Annotated in this window: 16 protein-coding genes and 1 tRNA gene; 4 read left to right on the top strand and 13 right to left on the bottom strand. The window is 62.1% G+C overall.

Annotation, left to right across the window (positions count from 1 at the left end):
* The first annotated feature begins 117 nt into the window (after nucleotides 1–117).
* Nucleotides 118–930: an undecaprenyl-diphosphate phosphatase gene (locus tag V8Z65_RS18580; protein ID WP_338721680.1), complete on the top strand. Its 813-nt coding sequence runs from the start codon at nucleotides 118–120 to the stop codon at nucleotides 928–930.
* A 57-nt stretch (nucleotides 931–987) separates the two neighbouring features.
* On the opposite strand, the gene V8Z65_RS18575 is transcribed toward V8Z65_RS18580, so the two are convergent.
* The 8 genes from V8Z65_RS18575 to V8Z65_RS18540 all read right to left on the bottom strand — a co-directional run bounded on the left by V8Z65_RS18575 (nucleotide 988) and on the right by V8Z65_RS18540 (nucleotide 9,457).
* Nucleotides 988–1,617, bottom strand: a complete 630-nt coding sequence (locus V8Z65_RS18575; protein WP_338721679.1) for an outer-membrane lipoprotein carrier protein LolA — start codon at nucleotides 1,615–1,617, stop codon at nucleotides 988–990.
* Between the two features lie 109 nt (nucleotides 1,618–1,726).
* Nucleotides 1,727–2,062 carry a metalloregulator ArsR/SmtB family transcription factor gene (locus V8Z65_RS18570; RefSeq protein WP_338721677.1) on the bottom strand — a complete coding sequence of 112 codons (336 nt, stop codon included), beginning with the start codon at nucleotides 2,060–2,062 and terminating at the stop codon, nucleotides 1,727–1,729.
* Nucleotides 2,062–2,706, bottom strand: coding sequence for an SRPBCC family protein (locus V8Z65_RS18565; RefSeq protein WP_338721675.1), 645 nt, complete (start codon nucleotides 2,704–2,706; stop codon nucleotides 2,062–2,064). The genes V8Z65_RS18570 and V8Z65_RS18565 overlap by 1 nt, the downstream gene beginning before the upstream one ends.
* A 118-nt stretch (nucleotides 2,707–2,824) precedes the next feature.
* Nucleotides 2,825–5,518, bottom strand: a complete 2,694-nt coding sequence (locus V8Z65_RS18560; RefSeq protein WP_338721673.1) for a DNA translocase FtsK — start codon at nucleotides 5,516–5,518, stop codon at nucleotides 2,825–2,827.
* A 137-nt stretch (nucleotides 5,519–5,655) separates the two neighbouring features.
* Nucleotides 5,656–7,020 carry an ammonium transporter gene (locus V8Z65_RS18555; RefSeq protein WP_338721671.1) on the bottom strand — a complete coding sequence of 455 codons (1,365 nt, stop codon included), beginning with the start codon at nucleotides 7,018–7,020 and terminating at the stop codon, nucleotides 5,656–5,658.
* A 29-nt stretch (nucleotides 7,021–7,049) separates the two neighbouring features.
* Nucleotides 7,050–7,388 carry a P-II family nitrogen regulator gene (locus tag V8Z65_RS18550; RefSeq protein WP_338721670.1) on the bottom strand — a complete coding sequence of 113 codons (339 nt, stop codon included), beginning with the start codon at nucleotides 7,386–7,388 and terminating at the stop codon, nucleotides 7,050–7,052.
* Nucleotides 7,389–7,709: 321 nt separating this feature from the next.
* Nucleotides 7,710–9,089 carry an ammonium transporter gene (locus tag V8Z65_RS18545; RefSeq protein ID WP_338721669.1) on the bottom strand — a complete coding sequence of 460 codons (1,380 nt, stop codon included), beginning with the start codon at nucleotides 9,087–9,089 and terminating at the stop codon, nucleotides 7,710–7,712.
* Nucleotides 9,090–9,118: 29 nt separating this feature from the next.
* Nucleotides 9,119–9,457: a P-II family nitrogen regulator gene (locus V8Z65_RS18540; protein ID WP_220305464.1), complete on the bottom strand. Its 339-nt coding sequence runs from the start codon at nucleotides 9,455–9,457 to the stop codon at nucleotides 9,119–9,121.
* Nucleotides 9,458–9,739: 282 nt separating this feature from the next.
* Between V8Z65_RS18540 and V8Z65_RS18535 the strand changes: the two genes are divergently transcribed.
* Entirely contained in the window at nucleotides 9,740–10,966 is a 1,227-nt protein-coding gene (locus V8Z65_RS18535) for an FAD-dependent monooxygenase (RefSeq protein ID WP_338721668.1), read from the top strand.
* Nucleotides 10,967–10,981: 15 nt separating this feature from the next.
* On the opposite strand, the gene V8Z65_RS18530 is transcribed toward V8Z65_RS18535, so the two are convergent.
* From V8Z65_RS18530 to V8Z65_RS18520, 3 genes are read right to left on the bottom strand one after another with little or no spacing between them, the layout of a single operon-like run.
* On the bottom strand, nucleotides 10,982–11,212 hold the full coding sequence (locus V8Z65_RS18530; protein WP_338721667.1) for a Trm112 family protein: 231 nt from the start codon (nucleotides 11,210–11,212) through the stop codon (nucleotides 10,982–10,984).
* A complete protein-coding gene (locus V8Z65_RS18525) occupies nucleotides 11,212–11,880 on the bottom strand; it encodes an LON peptidase substrate-binding domain-containing protein (protein ID WP_338721666.1) in 669 nt (222 codons plus the stop codon). Before V8Z65_RS18525 ends, V8Z65_RS18530 begins: the two co-directional genes overlap by 1 nt.
* 13 nt (nucleotides 11,881–11,893) lie before the next feature.
* Nucleotides 11,894–12,847 carry a co-chaperone YbbN gene (locus tag V8Z65_RS18520; protein WP_338721665.1) on the bottom strand — a complete coding sequence of 318 codons (954 nt, stop codon included), beginning with the start codon at nucleotides 12,845–12,847 and terminating at the stop codon, nucleotides 11,894–11,896.
* Nucleotides 12,848–13,042: 195 nt separating this feature from the next.
* On the opposite strand from V8Z65_RS18520, the gene V8Z65_RS18515 reads away from it, so the two are divergent.
* Nucleotides 13,043–13,117: transfer RNA gene (locus V8Z65_RS18515), tRNA-Gly, on the top strand.
* 185 nt (nucleotides 13,118–13,302) lie between these two features.
* Here V8Z65_RS18515 and V8Z65_RS18510 read toward each other — a convergent pair.
* The gene (locus V8Z65_RS18510; RefSeq protein WP_338721664.1) at nucleotides 13,303–13,860 is read right to left on the bottom strand and encodes a HupE/UreJ family protein; all 558 of its coding nucleotides are present in this window, start codon (nucleotides 13,858–13,860) and stop codon (nucleotides 13,303–13,305) included.
* The gene (locus V8Z65_RS18505) at nucleotides 13,857–15,032 is read right to left on the bottom strand and encodes a hypothetical protein (RefSeq protein ID WP_338721663.1); all 1,176 of its coding nucleotides are present in this window, start codon (nucleotides 15,030–15,032) and stop codon (nucleotides 13,857–13,859) included. Before V8Z65_RS18505 ends, V8Z65_RS18510 begins: the two co-directional genes overlap by 4 nt.
* Nucleotides 15,033–15,112: 80 nt before the next feature.
* Here V8Z65_RS18505 and V8Z65_RS18500 point away from each other — a divergent pair, with 80 nt between their 5' ends.
* A complete protein-coding gene (locus tag V8Z65_RS18500) occupies nucleotides 15,113–15,685 on the top strand; it encodes a TetR family transcriptional regulator (protein WP_338721661.1) in 573 nt (190 codons plus the stop codon).
* The last annotated feature ends 65 nt before the right edge of the window (nucleotides 15,686–15,750 follow it).

Raw genomic sequence — 15,750 nt, 5'->3', positions numbered from 1 at the left:
GAACAAGGCTCTGAAATGGTTGCGGGTCTGCTTCGCGCGTCCCCCGCTTGGCGCATTTGGCGAACACCGCTAAGAGACGTGGGCAAAAACAACCCTGGGAACGAGTTAGGGGATCAAATGAACGCCGATCAAGGTCTTTTTGTGCCCCTTATCCTCGGAATCCTGGAAGGGCTCACAGAATTCCTGCCGGTCAGCTCGACCGGCCACCTGTTGCTGGCCGATCATTTCTTCGGCCTGAGCCAGCCCAAGACCTTTATCGTGCTGATCCAGCTCGGTGCCATTCTGGCGGTAATCACGGTCTATTTCGCCAAGCTGGGCATGCTGATCCGCGATGCGCTGACCGGCAAGGCCTATGCCTGGCAGTTCGCGCTTGCCGTGGTGCTGGCCTGCCTGCCCGCGGTGATCGCCGGCGTGCTGCTGCGCGACTTCATCCAGGGCGATTTGTGGGAATCGGCCATGCTGATCTGCATCACGCTGCTGGTCGGCGGCATTGTCCTGCTCATTGTGGACCGCCTCAAGCTTGAGCCCAAATATGACGATATCTACCGTTTCCCCTGGCATCTGGCGCTGATCATCGGCCTGTTTCAGATGTTGAGCCTGGTGCCGGGTGTCTCGCGCTCCGGCTCGACCGTGGTGGGGGGCATGCTGTTCGGCGCCAGCAAGCGGGCGGCGGCCGAATTCACCTTCTTTATCGCCCTGCCGATCATGGTGGGCGCCTTTGGCTATGATCTCTATAAAAGCCGCGATCTGATCGACACCAGCATCGCGCTCAATGTGGCCATCGGCTTTGCGGCGGCCTTTGTGGCGGGCGCATTGGTGGTGCGCTATCTCCTGAATTTCGTCAGCCGCTACGGCTTTGCCCCCTTTGCCTGGTGGCGCATTGTGGTGGGCGGCGCGGGCCTTATTGCCTTGCTGGCTTTTGGCCATTGACCAGCAAAAAGGCCCGGATCGACCGGGCCTTATAGGCATATTGCCTGCAGGACGGCGTCAGGTCCCCGGCTCCTTGCCGCGATAGGTCGAGGGGAAGGTGAAGAAGTGGTTGGGAATTTCAACGCCCTTCTGCACATCGTAAAGCGAGAAGGTCAGCTCGGAGCCTGAGGGCTCGACCAGCGTCCATTGCGCCAGATCCTTGGTTTCGGTGTCAAAGATCAGCGAGACCTGCACGGTGCCGGCCACCGTATTGTCGATGACGGTGATCGAGAGATAGCCATCGGTATTGGTAACGTCGATAACATTGGCATTGAGCAGGTTGATCTGGTCGCCCAGGAACTGGCGGAGCGGGATCGAGTCCTGAGGATAGGCGTAATAGGTCTCTTCGCGCCGGTCCACGACGTAAAAGCCGCGCCCGATCGAGACGATCTCCTCGCGGCTGGGGGGCGCATAGCGGAAGGCGACCTTGTTTGGCCGCTCGAGAAAGAAAGTGCCTTCCTGACGGCCGCCATTGGTGTCGATCTGCAGGAACCGGCCCACCATGGTGCGGATTGCCGTATTGTGGGCATTGATCTCATTGATCAATTGCTGCTCTTCGGGCGTCAGCGCCCGGCTCTGTGCGAGCGCCGGCAGTAGAGGCGCAAGTGCCGCAGCAAATCCGAACATCAGGGCGGTACGGCGAATCATGAACTGGCACTCCACGCTGGGTCTTGTGTACTGACCCTAACCTAGGCAGCAATTGCGGCAACAGGTGGAAAGTTCCGCGCCGGTCGCTTTCACCAAATGGCGAGCGCGGCTAGTCGCGTTTGCCGCGCTGTTTCTTGCCCCGCGCAATCTCGGTGGCCAGAGCTTCCATGCGGACCGGCCAAAATACGCGAAATCGCTCCAGCCAGTCATCGACGCCCCGCAACGGGGTCGTGTCGAGCTGATAGACGCGGCGGGTACCTTCGACACGGACCTGCGCGAAACCGTTCTCGCGCAGGACCTTGAGGTGTTGGCTGACCCCCGCCTGGGAAATGCCGAACTCAGGCACGATCACCGCAACGACCTCCCCTGACGCGTGCTCTTTTTCAGCAAGCAGTTCGAGGATGCGGCGGCGCACCGGGTCGCCAAGAACGTCAAAAGCGTGCATCAGGTCTCCAATGGCGGCTCGCCGGAAAAGAAGCGCCGCGTCGCCTCGGCGGCCCTATGCGCCTGTTCGGGTGCCTCGCCGGCTGCGATCTCGGCCTTCCCCCAACCGGCACTGGCCTGGCGCACCAGTTCCTTGGCCTCTGGCGAGGTCTCCCAATTGTTCACCCCTTCGGCCCGCACATCATCGGCAGGACGTTTCAAATGCGCGGCCAGCCCCAAAAATCCCAGCTCCCAGCCGACGCCAACGGCACCGGCGCCAAATTGGGTCCAGTGCGGGCTGACATGGGCAATATGTTCAAGCTCCAGCAGCGTCCCCCCGTCGGCCGGCGAAATGCTGAAATTGACCCAGCTGGTATATCCACCAAATTCCCAGGTCAGTTCAACGCGCTTTTGCGGCTCGCACGCGGTGATCGTGCCGCTGGCATTGTCCTTGACGGCGTAGCGGCCGCCCAGCTTGAGCTCACCGCTGATCGGCGCAAACCAGCGGCTGATACGGTCGGGTTGGGTCAGCGCATCCCAAAGATCGGCCGGCGTCGTGTCATAGACACGCGAGGCGATAATGACCTTGCCGGGCTTGCCCTCAATCTCACGGTCGCGCACTTCGCGCGTGATGGCGCCCAGATGCGCCGCAATGTCAAAAGTCATCAGCATATCCTCTATTTCAGTTATAACTTATATAAGTCATAACTGAAATAGTGTCGAGTCTGCGCGTCAAAATCAAAGGCCCGGCATTGCCGGGCCTATGCAACCAGCGCTCGGCGGCTCAATAGCCGTCGGCATTGTCTCCGACCAGGATTTCGCGTTTACCGGCATGGTTGGCTGGGCTGATGACCCCTTCATTTTCCATGCGCTCAATGAGCGTCGCCGCCTTGTTGTAGCCAATGGCCAGGCGCCGCTGGATGTAGGAGGTCGAGGCCTTTTTGTCGGTCATCACAATGTGGACGGCCTTGTCGTAAAGCTCGTCGCCCGAGCCGGCATAGCTTTCGTCGCCCGAGCCGCCGCCCTCGCCATAGCCGCTTTCTTCTTCCTCGGTGATATTGTCGAGATAATCCGGCGTGCCCTGGCTCTTCAAATGATTGACCACGCTCTCGACTTCGCCGTCGGACACAAAGGCACCGTGCAGGCGCTTGGTGCGGCCGCCAGAGGCCATGTAGAGCATGTCGCCATTGCCCAGGAGCTGCTCGGCGCCCTGCTCGCCCAGAATGGTGCGGCTGTCGATCTTGGACGTCACCATGAAGGAGATACGCGTCGGGAAATTCGCCTTGATGGTGCCGGTGATGACGTCGACCGAGGGACGCTGGGTTGCGGTGACCATATGGATGCCGGCGGCGCGGGCCATCTGCGCCAGGCGCTGGATGGCGCCTTCAATGTCCTTGCCGGCCACCATCATCAGGTCGGCCATTTCGTCGACGATGATGACGATATAGGGCAAGGGCTCGAGATCGAATTCCTCGCTCTCAAAAATCGCCTCGCCGGTTTCGCGGTCAAAGCCGGTCTGCACCGTGCGGGTAATGGTGCGGCCTTCCTTCCGGGCCTCGGCCACACGCTGATTGAAGCCGTCGATGTTGCGGACACCGATCTTGCTCATCTTGCGATAGCGATCTTCCATTTCGCGCACGGCCCATTTCAGGGCAACGACCGCCTTCTGGGGGTCCGTCACCACTGGAGTAAGAAGGTGCGGAATGCCGTCATAGATCGAGAGCTCGAGCATCTTCGGGTCGATCATGATCATGCGGCACTGCTCGGGCGTCATCTGGTAGAGCAGCGAGAGAATGAAGGTGTTGATGCCTACCGACTTGCCCGAACCGGTGGTGCCGGCAATGAGCAGGTGGGGCATGCGGGCGAGGTCGGCAATGACCGGCTCGCCGCCAATGGTCTTGCCCAGGCAGATGGGCAGCTTGCCCTTCATTTTCTCGAAGTCGGACGAGGCCAGCATTTCGCGGAAATAGACGGTTTCCCGGCTCTGATTGGGCAGCTCTATGCCAATGGCATTGCGCCCCGGCACCACGGCGACGCGGGCCGAAATAGCGCTCATGGAACGGGCAATGTCGTCGGCCAGCGAGATCACGCGGCTCGATTTGATGCCGGGCGCCGGTTCGAGTTCGAACAGGGTGACGACCGGGCCGGGGCGGACATTGATAATGTCGCCCTTGACGCCGAAATCGCCCAGCACGGCTTCGAGCTGCCGCGCCATCTCTTCAAGGCGTTCCGGGGAATGCTCGGGCATGGGGCCGGAGCGCTTGGGCTCCGCCAATAGGCTCAATTCAGGCAGCTCAAACCCTGCCGGCTCATCGAGCAGCGAGCCCTGAGCCTCGCGGAACTGACGCTGGCCCTGGGCCGGGCGCGGCGCCGGTGCTGCCACGCGGGGCGCGGCCGGATCGGCAGGATGAAAGCGCGAATCGCCGCGTTGCGTGCGCGAGGGCATGGGCGCATCGGGCACGAAGGGGATATCGTCATCCGGCTCGTCGGGATAATCGATGGCGGTGTCGTCATATTCCGGCTGCGCCATGATGCGCGCCGAAGGCTCGAAACTGGGTTCGACCTGCGGGCTGGGTACATGGATGCGGCGCTGCGGTGCAACGCTGACCGGTTCGCGATCCATAGGCGTGTCGGGTGCGGCATGCATGGGCGGCTCGGCGCCATGGTCGAAATCGTGCTGCTCGTCGGCAGCCCGGCGGGCGGCATGCTCGGCCTTGGCACGGCGGAAGGCGGTGCGCATGGAATAAGCCATATGCACGATGGCGCCCATGGCGACCTCGACGACCGGATTGGGCTCGCGCTCGTCATCGGCCTGGCGCGCCGCAGCGACTTTCGATGGCCGCGCGGGAATGGATGTGCCCAGCCCCATGGCGATCCAGAACAGCGCCAGGGCCGGCGCGGCGAGAATGATGGCGAACAGGCCCGAGGTTACCGGCTGCGGGTCGGCTCCGGCGATCAGCCCGGCCAGATTGGTGAACAGCATGCCGGCAAGCCCGCCCAGCCCGGTGGGCAGGGGCCATGTTTCCGGCATGGCGACGAAAGCGAACACGCCCGAGGACAAAAGGACGGCCCCGATCCAAGAGGCCAGGCGCAATCCCGCATGGGTCACCACATGCCGGCGCGCCATGGTCCAGCCCCACAGCGCCAGCGGCACGACCATGACCAGGCCCGCCAGCCCCAGAAACTGGAAGGTCAGATCGGCAATGACCGCACCGGGATAGCCCAGCCAATTGGCCGGGGCCTTGACCGTGGCCAGCGACAAGGACGGATCATCGACCGACCAGGAGGCGAGCGACGCCAGAAGAATGGCGCATAGTCCCAGAACCAGGAGCCCGGCAATGCGCAACGGAATGCGAATGGCAATGGCCGGCGGCGGCATTGGCGCCTTGGCCGACCGGCCCGGATTACGGGCGGCGCGGGCCGGCAGGCTGCGAACTTCGTCGAGGGTCGGAACGGGATGGCTGGGCATGAAACGCATTACTCACTTTCGGCCCGCAAACCATCGAAGTGGGCCGTAATGCCGTCATGCTAACCATGTGTGGTTAATCGCGTGCTAACCATCGGCAATTGCCGGACATGGAACGGGCGGCACCATGGTGCCGCCCGCCAGAATGCTTAGTTGTAGGCGCGTTCGCCATGGGTCGCGAGGTCGAGACCATCGCTTTCGGCCTGCTCGGACACCTTGGCTCCGCCGAACAGAGCCTTGACGATCAGCATGGCGAGCAGGGCCACGACGCCCGACCAGACGACGGCAACCACAACGCTGGTGAGCTGGATCATGAACTGGCCGCCCATGTCATAGCCGTCCAGCGGATAGCCGCCGAAGGAGGGGTTGGCGACGATGGCGGTACCCAGGGCACCGACAATGCCGCCCACGCCGTGAATGCCGAAAACGTCGAGGCTATCGTCATATTTGAGCATGGGCTTGAGATTGACCACGGCCCAGAGACAGATCACGCCGGCGACGGCGCCGAGCACAATGGCACCACCCACGCCGGAGAAGCCGGCGGCGGGTGTAATGGCCACCAGGCCAGCCACAGCACCGGAAACCGCACCCAGAGCCGAAGCGTGACCGCGGGTGACCCGCTCGGCCAGGGCCCAGGCCAGAGCACCGGCGGCAGGGGCGAGGATGGTGTTGACCAGGGCAACGGCCGTCAGCGCATTGGCTTCCAGGTTCGAGCCGGCATTGAAACCGAACCAGCCGAACCACAGGAGGCCCGCACCAATATAGGTGAGCACCAGATTATGCGGCGGAATGGGTTCCTTGAGATAGCCCTTGCGCGCGCCCAGCATCAGGGCGGCGACCAGGGCGGCCACACCGGAATTGATATGCACCACGGTGCCGCCGGCAAAGTCATAGGCGCCCATGCCGAAAAGCAGGCCGGGACCGGACCAGACCATATGGGCCATGGGGATGTAGGAGAAGGTGAACCAGATGGCGAGGAACGCCATGAGGGCACCAAATTTCATGCGCTCGGCAATGCCGCCCACGATCAGGGTCGAGGTGATGCAGGCGAAGGTGAGCTGGAAGATCACAAAGACCATTTCGGGCAGCTCGAAGCCGGCCGAGAAGGTGGCGGCGGTGGATTCGAGCGTCACGCCGGAGAGGAAGAACTTGGAGAAATCGCCGAAAAAGGCGGAGAGGCCACCCTCGGTGGGGCCGGCAAAAGCCAGCGAATAGCCATAGGCGACCCAGAGAATGGCAATCATGGAGAAGCCGAGAAACACCTGGGTCAATACGCTCAAGATGTTCTTGGCACGCACCAGGCCACCATAGAACAGGGCCAGGCCCGGAACGGTCATGACAATGACGACCATGGTCGAGACCAGCATCCAGGCCACATCGCCCTTGTCAACGACGGCAGCGGCCGTCTCGGCAACAGCTTCGGCGGCGGGTGCCGCTGTATCCTGGGCAAAGGCCGGCAGGGCCATAAGGAGGGAGGCCAGAGTTGCGCCCCCCAGAACTTTGGACAGTTTCATTCTATTTGTCTCCGGAATTGGGAAGCGGCTCACAGCGCCGAAGCGCCGGTTTCACCAGTGCGGATGCGGGTCGCGGCCAGGAGATCGAGCACGAAAATCTTGCCATCGCCAATGCGCCCGGTCTGGGCCGTTTCGCGGATGGCCGAAACGATCTGGTCGACCAGGTCGTCATCGACTGCGATTTCGAGCTTGAGCTTGGGCAGGAAATGCACGGCATATTCGGTGCCGCGATAGATCTCGGAATGACCCTTCTGCCGGCCATAACCCTTCACTTCGGTCACGGTCATGCCGTGCACGTCGAGTGTGGTAAGCGCCTGCCTGACGTCTTCGAGTCGGGAAGGCTTGATAATGGCAACCACCAGTTTCATGTGACCCCCTTTTGGCGCCGCGGCGCTTGCTGGAACGTCATAGAAGAGTCAAACCCCGTGCCAAATGAACCGGCAGTGATTTGTCGTTGATTTTCAGATGCTTGCAACTTGACGACGCAGTGAGCCACGGAATTGGGCAGATCGATGCCTAAATTCCGTGCAGAATTTCGATACAATGCTTAATTTCTGGGCAACTTGCCAGGGGTGTGCAGTCCGCGCATTTTGCGAGTGGGAAGCCTCTGTGGCGGGCCAAGAGGGACGCGGGCTGCACGCCGCTGGCAAGCGGCGGATGGCCGGGCGGACCCGGCCATCCAGATTGCGTTACTTGAACTCGGGATAGGCCTCGACGCCGACCTCGGCCTTGTCCAGGCCCAGATCTTCGTCTTCAGCGGTCGGACGCAGACCCATGGTCGCCTTGAGGATGAACCAGACCACGAAGCTCACCACGAAGACGAAGATGCCGACGATGATGATCGAGATCAGCTGGCCGCCCAGGGTCGCATCGGGATTGGTGAAGACCACCGCAATGGTGCCCCAGATGCCGGCGAGCAGGTGGACCGGAATGGCGCCGACCACGTCGTCGATCTTGAGCTTGTCGAGCATGGGCACGGCCAGGACGACGATGATGCCGCCGACAGCACCGATGATGGTCGCGGTGCCCAGGCCCGGGAACAGCGGTTCAGCGGTGATGGACACCAGACCGGCCAGAGCGCCGTTGATCACGAAGGTCAAGTCGACCTTCTTGTAGATGATGGCGGTCAGGATCATCGCGGCCAGGGCGCCACCGACGGCACCGGCATTGGTATTGGCCATGATGCGACCGACATCGGCCACGTCGCCCACCGAACCCATGGCGAGCTGGGAGGCACCGTTAAAGCCGTACCAGCCGAGCCAGAGGATGAACATGCCCAGGGTTGCCAGCGGCATGTTGGAGCCGGGCATGGCATTGACCGAACCATCGGCATTGTACTTGCCGCGACGGGCGCCGAGCAACAGCACGCCCGCCAGAGCGGCCCAGCCACCCACCGAGTGCACCACGGTGGAACCGGCGAAATCGAGGAAGCCGAACTGGCTGTCGAGGAAACCGCCGCCCCACTTCCAGGCGCCCTGGATGGGGTAGATGAGGCCGGTCAGCACGACCGTGAAGATCAGGAAGGGCCAGATCTTGATGCGTTCGGCCAGCGTGCCCGAAACGATCGAGGCAGTTGTGGCGCAGAACATCACCTGGAAGAAGAAGTCCGAGCTGGTCGCGGCATAGGAAATGTCGTCGGCCTGGTCGGCAGTGATGCCCACAGCCTCAAGGACGGCGATGCCGAAGGCGCCGAGATAGCCGCCGGTTTCATCCGAACCGATGGCCCAATTGCCCAGCGGATACATCAGGTTGTAGCCGATGAGGTAGTAGAGAAGGCAGGCCACAGCGAAGAGCGAAACGTTCTTCAGAAGCTGCATGGAGACGTTCTTGGTGCGGACCATGCCCGCTTCGACCATGGCAAAGCCAGCGGCCATCCAGAACACCAGGAAGCCACCGATCAAGAGCAGCAGCGTATTGAGGATGAAGACGACATCCTGGGAGGCGGTTGCAGCCGCCTCGACCATTTCTTCGGCCGGCGCCGCATCCTGGGCGAGAGCCGGAAGGGCGAGCAGAAGCGAGGTCAACGCCACACCACCCGCGATCTTTAGGGGAGTCTTGAACCCTGTCATTGTCTTTATTTCTCCTGAAATCGGTGGCGTCAAAGCGCGGAAGCGCCGGTTTCACCGGTGCGGATGCGCGTAACGGCGAGCAGGTCGAGCACGAAAATCTTGCCGTCGCCGATACGGCCGGTCTGGGCGGCATCGCGGATAGCGGCACTCACCGCATCGGCAATGCCGTCATCGACGGCGATCTCGACCTTGAGCTTGGGCAGGAAATGCACGGCATATTCGGTGCCGCGGTAGATTTCGGAATGGCCTTTCTGGCGGCCATAGCCCTTCACCTCGGTCACGGTCATGCCGTGAACGTCGAGCGAGTTGAGTGCCTGGCGCACCTCCTCGAGCCGTGATGGTTTGATGATTGCAACCACCAGTTTCATGCTTGCCCCTTTCTGCCTTGGGTGTCCGATGCACCACTGGACTCAAGAGCCGTGCCAAACTGGGTCTTCTGGATATAAATCCAATATTTACAATGCCTTAGTGAGTCGGGAGCATTTCCGGCTGATTTGTGGCAACTCCAAGGCAGCGTACAAATGCCCAAATAGTAACCACTTGCTTGGCCGAAATTTCAATACGCCTATATTTTGTGCATTTTTGCCGCGGCAATGACGCGCTTGCCTCCCGGACGGCCAGAGCGGACAATGGGCGGCAAGGAGATCGATATGTCCCATCCCGGCGCGCAGCGGCATGACGTTATCATTGTAGGGGGTGGCCCTGTGGGCATGACCCTGGCGTTGGCACTGGTCCGTTCGGCGCCCGGTATCGATGTCGCCCTGGTGGACCGCCGGCCGCTCTCGGTGCCACGCGACAATCGCGCCTCGGCCATAGCTGCGGGCGTGCGCCGCATATTCGAGGCGCTGGGCGTCTGGAAGGACATGGAAGGCCAATCCCAGCCCATTGCGCGCATGCAGATTACCGATTCGGGCAGGAACGACCTGTCGCGGCCGCTTTTCCTCAGCTTTGACGGGGATGTGGCGCCGGGCGAGCCTTTCGCCCATATGGTGCCCAACCAGGCCAGCAGCACTGCGCTGATGGCGGCGGTGGAGAATGCGATTACCGTTGTAGCGCCCGCCGAAATTACCGATTGGGCCGCCGAGGGTGCATCGGGGCGACTTGCCCTGGCTGATGGCCGCATGCTTGTGGCGCCCCTGATCGTGGCCGCCGACGGAGCGCAATCCAATCTGCGCAAGCGCGCAGGTATCGGAACCGTCGGCCACGATTACGGCCAGACGGGCCTGGTGGCGACCATTGCGCACGAATTGAGCCATGAGGGGGTGGCTTACGAACATTTCCGGCCCGCCGGCCCCTTTGCCAGCCTGCCATTGCCCGGAAATCGCTCCTCTCTGGTCTGGACGGAAACCAGCGCCGATGCGCCGCGCTTGCTAGCCATGGCGCCGGACGATCTGGCCGCGGAAATCGAGGCAGCGATGGGATCGGTTCTGGGCCGCGTTACGCTCGAGGACAAGCTCATGGGCTTTCCGCTGCGCCTGCAATTGGCACGGAGCTTTATCGGCCCGCGCCTGGCGCTGATCGGCGATGCGGCCCATGTGGTACATCCCATTGCCGGCCAGGGGCTCAATCTGGGGCTCAAGGATGTGGCGGCATTGGCCGAAGTGCTGGTGGAGGCCCTGCGCCTCGGCCTCGATCATGGCGGACCGGATGTGCTGGCGCGCTATCAGAGCTGGCGGCGCCTCGACACCGCCTCCATGGCCATGGTCACCGACGGAATGAACCGGCTGTTTTCTAATGATGTGGCCCCCGTTCGGGCCCTGCGCGATTTCGGACTGGGCCTTGTCGATCGCGCCGGTCCGGTCAAATCCGCTTTGATCCGGGCCGCAGCGGGTGTCGGTAGCGGCGCCCCAAAACTGCTCAGCGGCATGCCGATCTAGAACGGTCAGTCCACCCTATCGCGAGTGGTGCTGGATTTCCTCGGGGTCCACGTTGCGGGCTTCTTCGATGCTGAGCAGGGGCACACCCTTGCGGATGGGAAAGGCCAGCCGCGCGGCGACCGAGATCAGCTCGGTCCTGTCGGCCGTGAGGGTCAGCCGGGTCTTGGTCAACGGGCAGACCAGCATTTCGAGCATTTGCGGTGCCACGACGTGGCGCGGCTCGGGCCCGGTGGGGGGCTCGGCCATCAATTGAGCGGCGCGGCGCCGTCCGTGCCGCCGCGCGCCATTTCATATTCGGTCATGGCGATTAGCGTCTCGGCGCGCTCTTCGAGGGTTTTGGCTTCGAGCAAAACCTGCTTTTCCGCCGCCCCATAGGGCGAAACCATGCAGCAGAAATTGACCAGATCCGCGGTGCCGGTCGATTCGATCTCTTCCCAATTGAGCTCGAAATTGGCGAATTCGGCATAGTCGCGCATCATCTTGACGAAGCGGGCGCGATCGACCGCGTCCTCGCCGTGATTGCGGGAAAAATCGGCCTCATAGCCTTCGGCAGAAATCACGCATTGCCGATAGGGGGTCATCACGGTCAACTCATGGAGCAGGCGGAAGCGGGTGACCCCTTCGAGAATAATGAAATAGCGGCCATCGCCGCTTTCCTCGAAATGGGTGAGGCGCCCCAGGCACCCCACCGATTGCAGCGGGGCGCGACCCTTGGGGCTCTCCTCGCTGGTGTCTTCGGGCTGAATCAGCCCGATCAGCCGGTCCCCACGCAGGGCGGCGTCAACCATCTCGATGTAACGCGGCTCGAAAATATTGAGCGGACGGTGCGCGTAAGGCAATAGCAGCGCGCCGCTCAGCGGAAAGACCGGAACGGATTTGGGCAGCTCTGCGGGGCTGGTCGGGCGCTTTGGCATTCAGGATATCCTGTCAGGAAAAGAGCACCGCCGAAAGGAGGCGACGCCCCTTGAGCGTGGCGGGGTCCTTGGGGCCCCAAGCTTCGAAGAATTCAAGCAGCTTCTTGCGCGCCGCTTCGTCGTTCCATGCCCGGTCGCGCTTGAAGCTGGCGACCAGGGCCTCGGCGGCCTCCAGGCGCTTGCCTTCGGCATTGAGGACTACAGCCAGGTCGAGCCGGGACTGATGATCGTCCGGATCGGCGGCAATGGCCGCTTCCAGGGTGGCCGCTTCGGAGAGGCCGGCCGCCTCTTCCTTGAGGCGAATGGCATGGCTATGGGCGATATAGGCATCGCCGTTGCGCTTGTCCTCGGGCACCAGATCGAGCGTGGCCTTGGCCTGGTCGATCTCGCCGGCGCTGACATAGACGCCGGCCAGGCCGATCAGGGCCTCGGCATTGTCCGGCGCATGCTGCAGCACCATGCCGAAAATCTGGGCGGCCTGGCCCAGGTCACCGGCGGCCACCGCCGCCTTTGCGGCCTCGTTGGCCTGGGCGATCTGGGCCTCGAGCGAATCGCCACCATTGGGCTGAGCACCACCCGCGGCAGAAGCGGCGGCAATCAGCTTTTCGGCAAAGCGGCGCACTTCGCCTTCGGGCATTGCGCCCATGAAGCCGTCGACCGGGCGGCCACCGGCAAAGGCAAAGACGGCCGGAATGGATTGCACCCCGAGCTGACCGGCAATCTGGGGATGCTCGTCGATATTGATCTTGACCAGTTTGATCTGGCCGGCCTTTTCGGTGACGACCTTTTCGATGGCGGGCCCAAGCTGGCGGCAGGGCCCGCACCAGGGCGCCCAGAAATCGACGAGCACGGGCACGTCGAGCGAGGCATCGATAACATCGGCTTTAAAGCCGGCATCGGTGCCCTCCCGGATCAAGTCGGCGGGCACCGGGGCGGCGGCAGGGGCGCCATCAAAAGACAAGGTCATGGTTTTCCACTCTTCGACTGGGCAGGAAAGGCAGCATTCGCGGCCTTTTTGCGCCCGCGAATGCCCAACTGGCAAGCCCCGATTCCCACAGGTTTAAGCAAGAAAGACAAATCGTCAAAAAACCGGGTTGCAATCGGATCAGCGATTGGGCATATAGCGCCCGTCGCCGCACTTACAAGTGCTGCGAGACGGAGCGCGGGTGTAGCTCAGGGGTAGAGCATAACCTTGCCAAGGTTAGGGTCGTGGGTTCGAATCCCATCGCCCGCTCCAGTTTCCAAGGTATCGCAAGCCTTGGTGCAAAGGGTCCTTCGGGACCCTTTTTGCTTTTTTGGCACCGCTCATGGCAGTGCTATAGTATTGATATTACGAATAGATTGGCGGCAATTGAGTGGTCTGCGCGGTGTGAGCGCGCCGTGAGACACGGCGGCTCTTCAGCGCGGCGCCCAAACGCGAATTCAGGCCAGCAGCATGACGCTTCCGATAATGGCGGCCACCCCTCCGGCGCCGCGCAGAAGGCGCATGCCAGAAGGCCCCCGCTCGATGATCAAAGCGGCACCAACCAGACCGATCACATGCAGCCCGGCGGTGGTCAGCAGGAATCCCAGGACATAGAGGGCAGGACTTATCGACAGCGGCATTTCCGCACCATGGGCATGCCCATGGGCAAAGCCGAATGCGAGGGTGGCCGTCAGTGCAACAGGAAGCGCGACGGGTCGTGCCCAGGTGATCGCGACGCCAAGCAGCAGAACGGAGCTGGCAATCGTGGCCTCCATGCCGCCCACCGCGAGCCCGACCATGCCCACAGCGCCCCCCACCAGCATCGCGAACAGGAATGCCACTGGTACGCGCCATAGGGCGGCCCCGCCCAATTGGGCGCTCCATGCGCCAACCGCCACCATCGCCAACATGTGATCGAGCCCGGTCAAAGGGTGGATAATGCCGCTGCCCGCAAAGCCATGGGCGAAAGCCGGCGTTGACCAGACAAGGGCCAGAATAATGAGAAACGGTTTCATGAAGCGACCTTTCCAATGCGATGATCACGCGTGATCCGAACCAGCGCCAGGATCGCCGGAATCATGGGAAAGAGCGCCGTATACATGCCTGAGAAATATTCGTAGCCACTATCCAGCATCATCATCCGCCGGATGGGAAAGACGATGAGATGGGTCGGCTCACCCAGAATCATCCCCACGATCAGGAACCAGAAGATGAAATTGCCGATTGCCTGCCGCTTCCATAGGCTCCAGGCGGCAAAAAACCAGACCACGGGACCGATCAGGCCAATCAGGATCATAAAGTCGTAGTCGCTCCAGGGCTGGCCGGAGATTTCCGCGATCATGCCATTGAAGTTGGTCAGGGCCTCTTCACCCACGTGAATGTAGAAGAGGGTGAGCAGCAGGAGGAAAAGCGGCACCGACCAGGAGGGGTCGGCGGGAACCCGAGAAGTGGTGAGCCACCAGCCGATAATGCCGCCCAGCATGGAGCCACCTACGATGAAAACGGGCAGCGGCCCTGCCTGGGTGAGAAGGGTGGCGCTGTAAACACCGACCGATGCGACAAAGAGGGCGGCCCAGAGCAGGCGCTGGCGATCGCTGAGCGGAGGCGGAACCTCAACTCTAGCGGCTTTGGGCGCCAATAGCCGCTGCAAAAGCACCAATCCGACCCCAATAAGCGCCAGACTCAATGTGGCCGAGACCAGGACCAGCGGTCCGGCGTCTGCGGCAAAGCCGCCGGCCAATTGCACAACGCCCTCGGACACCGCGTAGAGCGCCGCCCACCAGGCCATATATCGGCCCATGGGTGCGCGCCGGCTCAGCAAATACCCGCCGAAAAGAATCACCGTCGCCGGAGTGCAAACCAGGAGCACGAACCAGTTCGAGCCTGTGAAGGCGAAGGCCGGGCTGAACAGGCCGACGTAGTGGGTTGCCAGCAGTTCCACCCAGCCGCCGGCATAGCGTGCCGCGGACAGCGCGACAAAGAGCGGCGGAATGGCGAGATAGGGCGAGAGCAGGTTACGGGTTTCGGCCTCGCCCACATCATATGTCCAGAGCCAGGCAGCAAAGGCGATAGCGCTGATTGCGGCAATGAGTGCTGCCGCAAAGGGTCCGACCAGAACGATGGCCGCGGCGATGAGGGTGAAGATGCAAGACAGGACGGTCAGTGCGGAGGCAAGCTTTGACGACATGACGAACTCCATTGTTCAACACTTGTTGACTTTTATGATGGCCACTTGCGTTTGTCAACAAATGTTGAAAAAATGCCGGCATGACGCAAAGCCTGGCCCCATCGAAGTCCGAACGCACGCGGGCGCGCATTTTTGAGACCGCCAAAAGCCTATTCGCCGAACGCGGCTTTGACGGCGTGTCCGTTCGCGATATCGCTGAGGGAGCCAATTGCGACCCGGCACTCATCATGCGCTATTTTGGCAGCAAGGACGGATTGTTCGCCGAAGCCAGCGAATTCAACCTGCGCCTGCCCGACGTGAGTGGGTTGTCACCGGAGGAGACGGCAAGGCGCCTTGCTGCCCATTTCGTTGCGATTTGGGAGGATCGGGAAACAGGCGCGCGTTTTCAGGCCCTATTGCGTTCGGCTCCCTCGCATGAGCCTTCCGCCACCAGGCTGCGCACAGTCTTTGCAACGCAAGTTGTCCCGGCACTGGCCAATGAGCGCACCGAACCGCAAACCCTGAGTGCAGTATCGAGCGTGCTTTTGGGGTTCGCCATGACTCGCTATGTCCTGCGATTGCCGCCGATTGTCGAGATGCCGGCGACGCACCTCTCCGAATATGTTTTCTGCTGTCTTCGGGCAATCCTGTCCAACCAGCCGGAGGCAGACTGAAGGTTCAGGGCCTCGGTCACCCTGTTTCACCGGTGATCATGTGACGACCTCGCTCGCGCCTTATT

Origin of the sequence: Devosia sp. XK-2 (assembly GCF_037113415.1) — a bacterium.
In the GTDB taxonomy this organism is placed as follows: Bacteria; Pseudomonadota; Alphaproteobacteria; order Rhizobiales; family Devosiaceae; genus Devosia.
Note: the sequence above shows the minus strand (reverse complement) of the source record. Positions and strands in the feature narration are given on the sequence as shown.

What these genes read in the sequence shown, in the direction of transcription:
- V8Z65_RS18540 (WP_220305464.1), bottom strand. Translation starts at nt 9,457, where the DNA reads ATGAAACTGGTGGTTGCAATCATCAAACCATCACGGCTCGAGGAGGTG.
- V8Z65_RS18570 (WP_338721677.1), bottom strand. Translation starts at nt 2,062, where the DNA reads ATGCACGCTTTTGACGTTCTTGGCGACCCGGTGCGCCGCCGCATCCTC.
- V8Z65_RS18550 (WP_338721670.1), bottom strand. Translation starts at nt 7,388, where the DNA reads ATGAAACTGGTGGTTGCCATTATCAAGCCTTCCCGACTCGAAGACGTC.
- V8Z65_RS18525 (WP_338721666.1), bottom strand. Translation starts at nt 11,880, where the DNA reads ATGCCAAAGCGCCCGACCAGCCCCGCAGAGCTGCCCAAATCCGTTCCG.
- V8Z65_RS18545 (WP_338721669.1), bottom strand. Translation starts at nt 9,089, where the DNA reads ATGACAGGGTTCAAGACTCCCCTAAAGATCGCGGGTGGTGTGGCGTTG.
- V8Z65_RS18530 (WP_338721667.1), bottom strand. Translation starts at nt 11,212, where the DNA reads ATGGCCGAGCCCCCCACCGGGCCCGAGCCGCGCCACGTCGTGGCACCG.
- V8Z65_RS18575 (WP_338721679.1), bottom strand. Translation starts at nt 1,617, where the DNA reads ATGATTCGCCGTACCGCCCTGATGTTCGGATTTGCTGCGGCACTTGCG.
- V8Z65_RS18510 (WP_338721664.1), bottom strand. Translation starts at nt 13,860, where the DNA reads ATGAAACCGTTTCTCATTATTCTGGCCCTTGTCTGGTCAACGCCGGCT.
- V8Z65_RS18565 (WP_338721675.1), bottom strand. Translation starts at nt 2,706, where the DNA reads ATGACTTTTGACATTGCGGCGCATCTGGGCGCCATCACGCGCGAAGTG.
- V8Z65_RS18555 (WP_338721671.1), bottom strand. Translation starts at nt 7,020, where the DNA reads ATGAAACTGTCCAAAGTTCTGGGGGGCGCAACTCTGGCCTCCCTCCTT.
- V8Z65_RS18580 (WP_338721680.1), top strand. Translation starts at nt 118, where the DNA reads ATGAACGCCGATCAAGGTCTTTTTGTGCCCCTTATCCTCGGAATCCTG.
- V8Z65_RS18560 (WP_338721673.1), bottom strand. Translation starts at nt 5,518, where the DNA reads ATGCGTTTCATGCCCAGCCATCCCGTTCCGACCCTCGACGAAGTTCGC.
- V8Z65_RS18535 (WP_338721668.1), top strand. Translation starts at nt 9,740, where the DNA reads ATGTCCCATCCCGGCGCGCAGCGGCATGACGTTATCATTGTAGGGGGT.
- V8Z65_RS18500 (WP_338721661.1), top strand. Translation starts at nt 15,113, where the DNA reads ATGACGCAAAGCCTGGCCCCATCGAAGTCCGAACGCACGCGGGCGCGC.
- V8Z65_RS18505 (WP_338721663.1), bottom strand. Translation starts at nt 15,032, where the DNA reads ATGTCGTCAAAGCTTGCCTCCGCACTGACCGTCCTGTCTTGCATCTTC.
- V8Z65_RS18520 (WP_338721665.1), bottom strand. Translation starts at nt 12,847, where the DNA reads ATGACCTTGTCTTTTGATGGCGCCCCTGCCGCCGCCCCGGTGCCCGCC.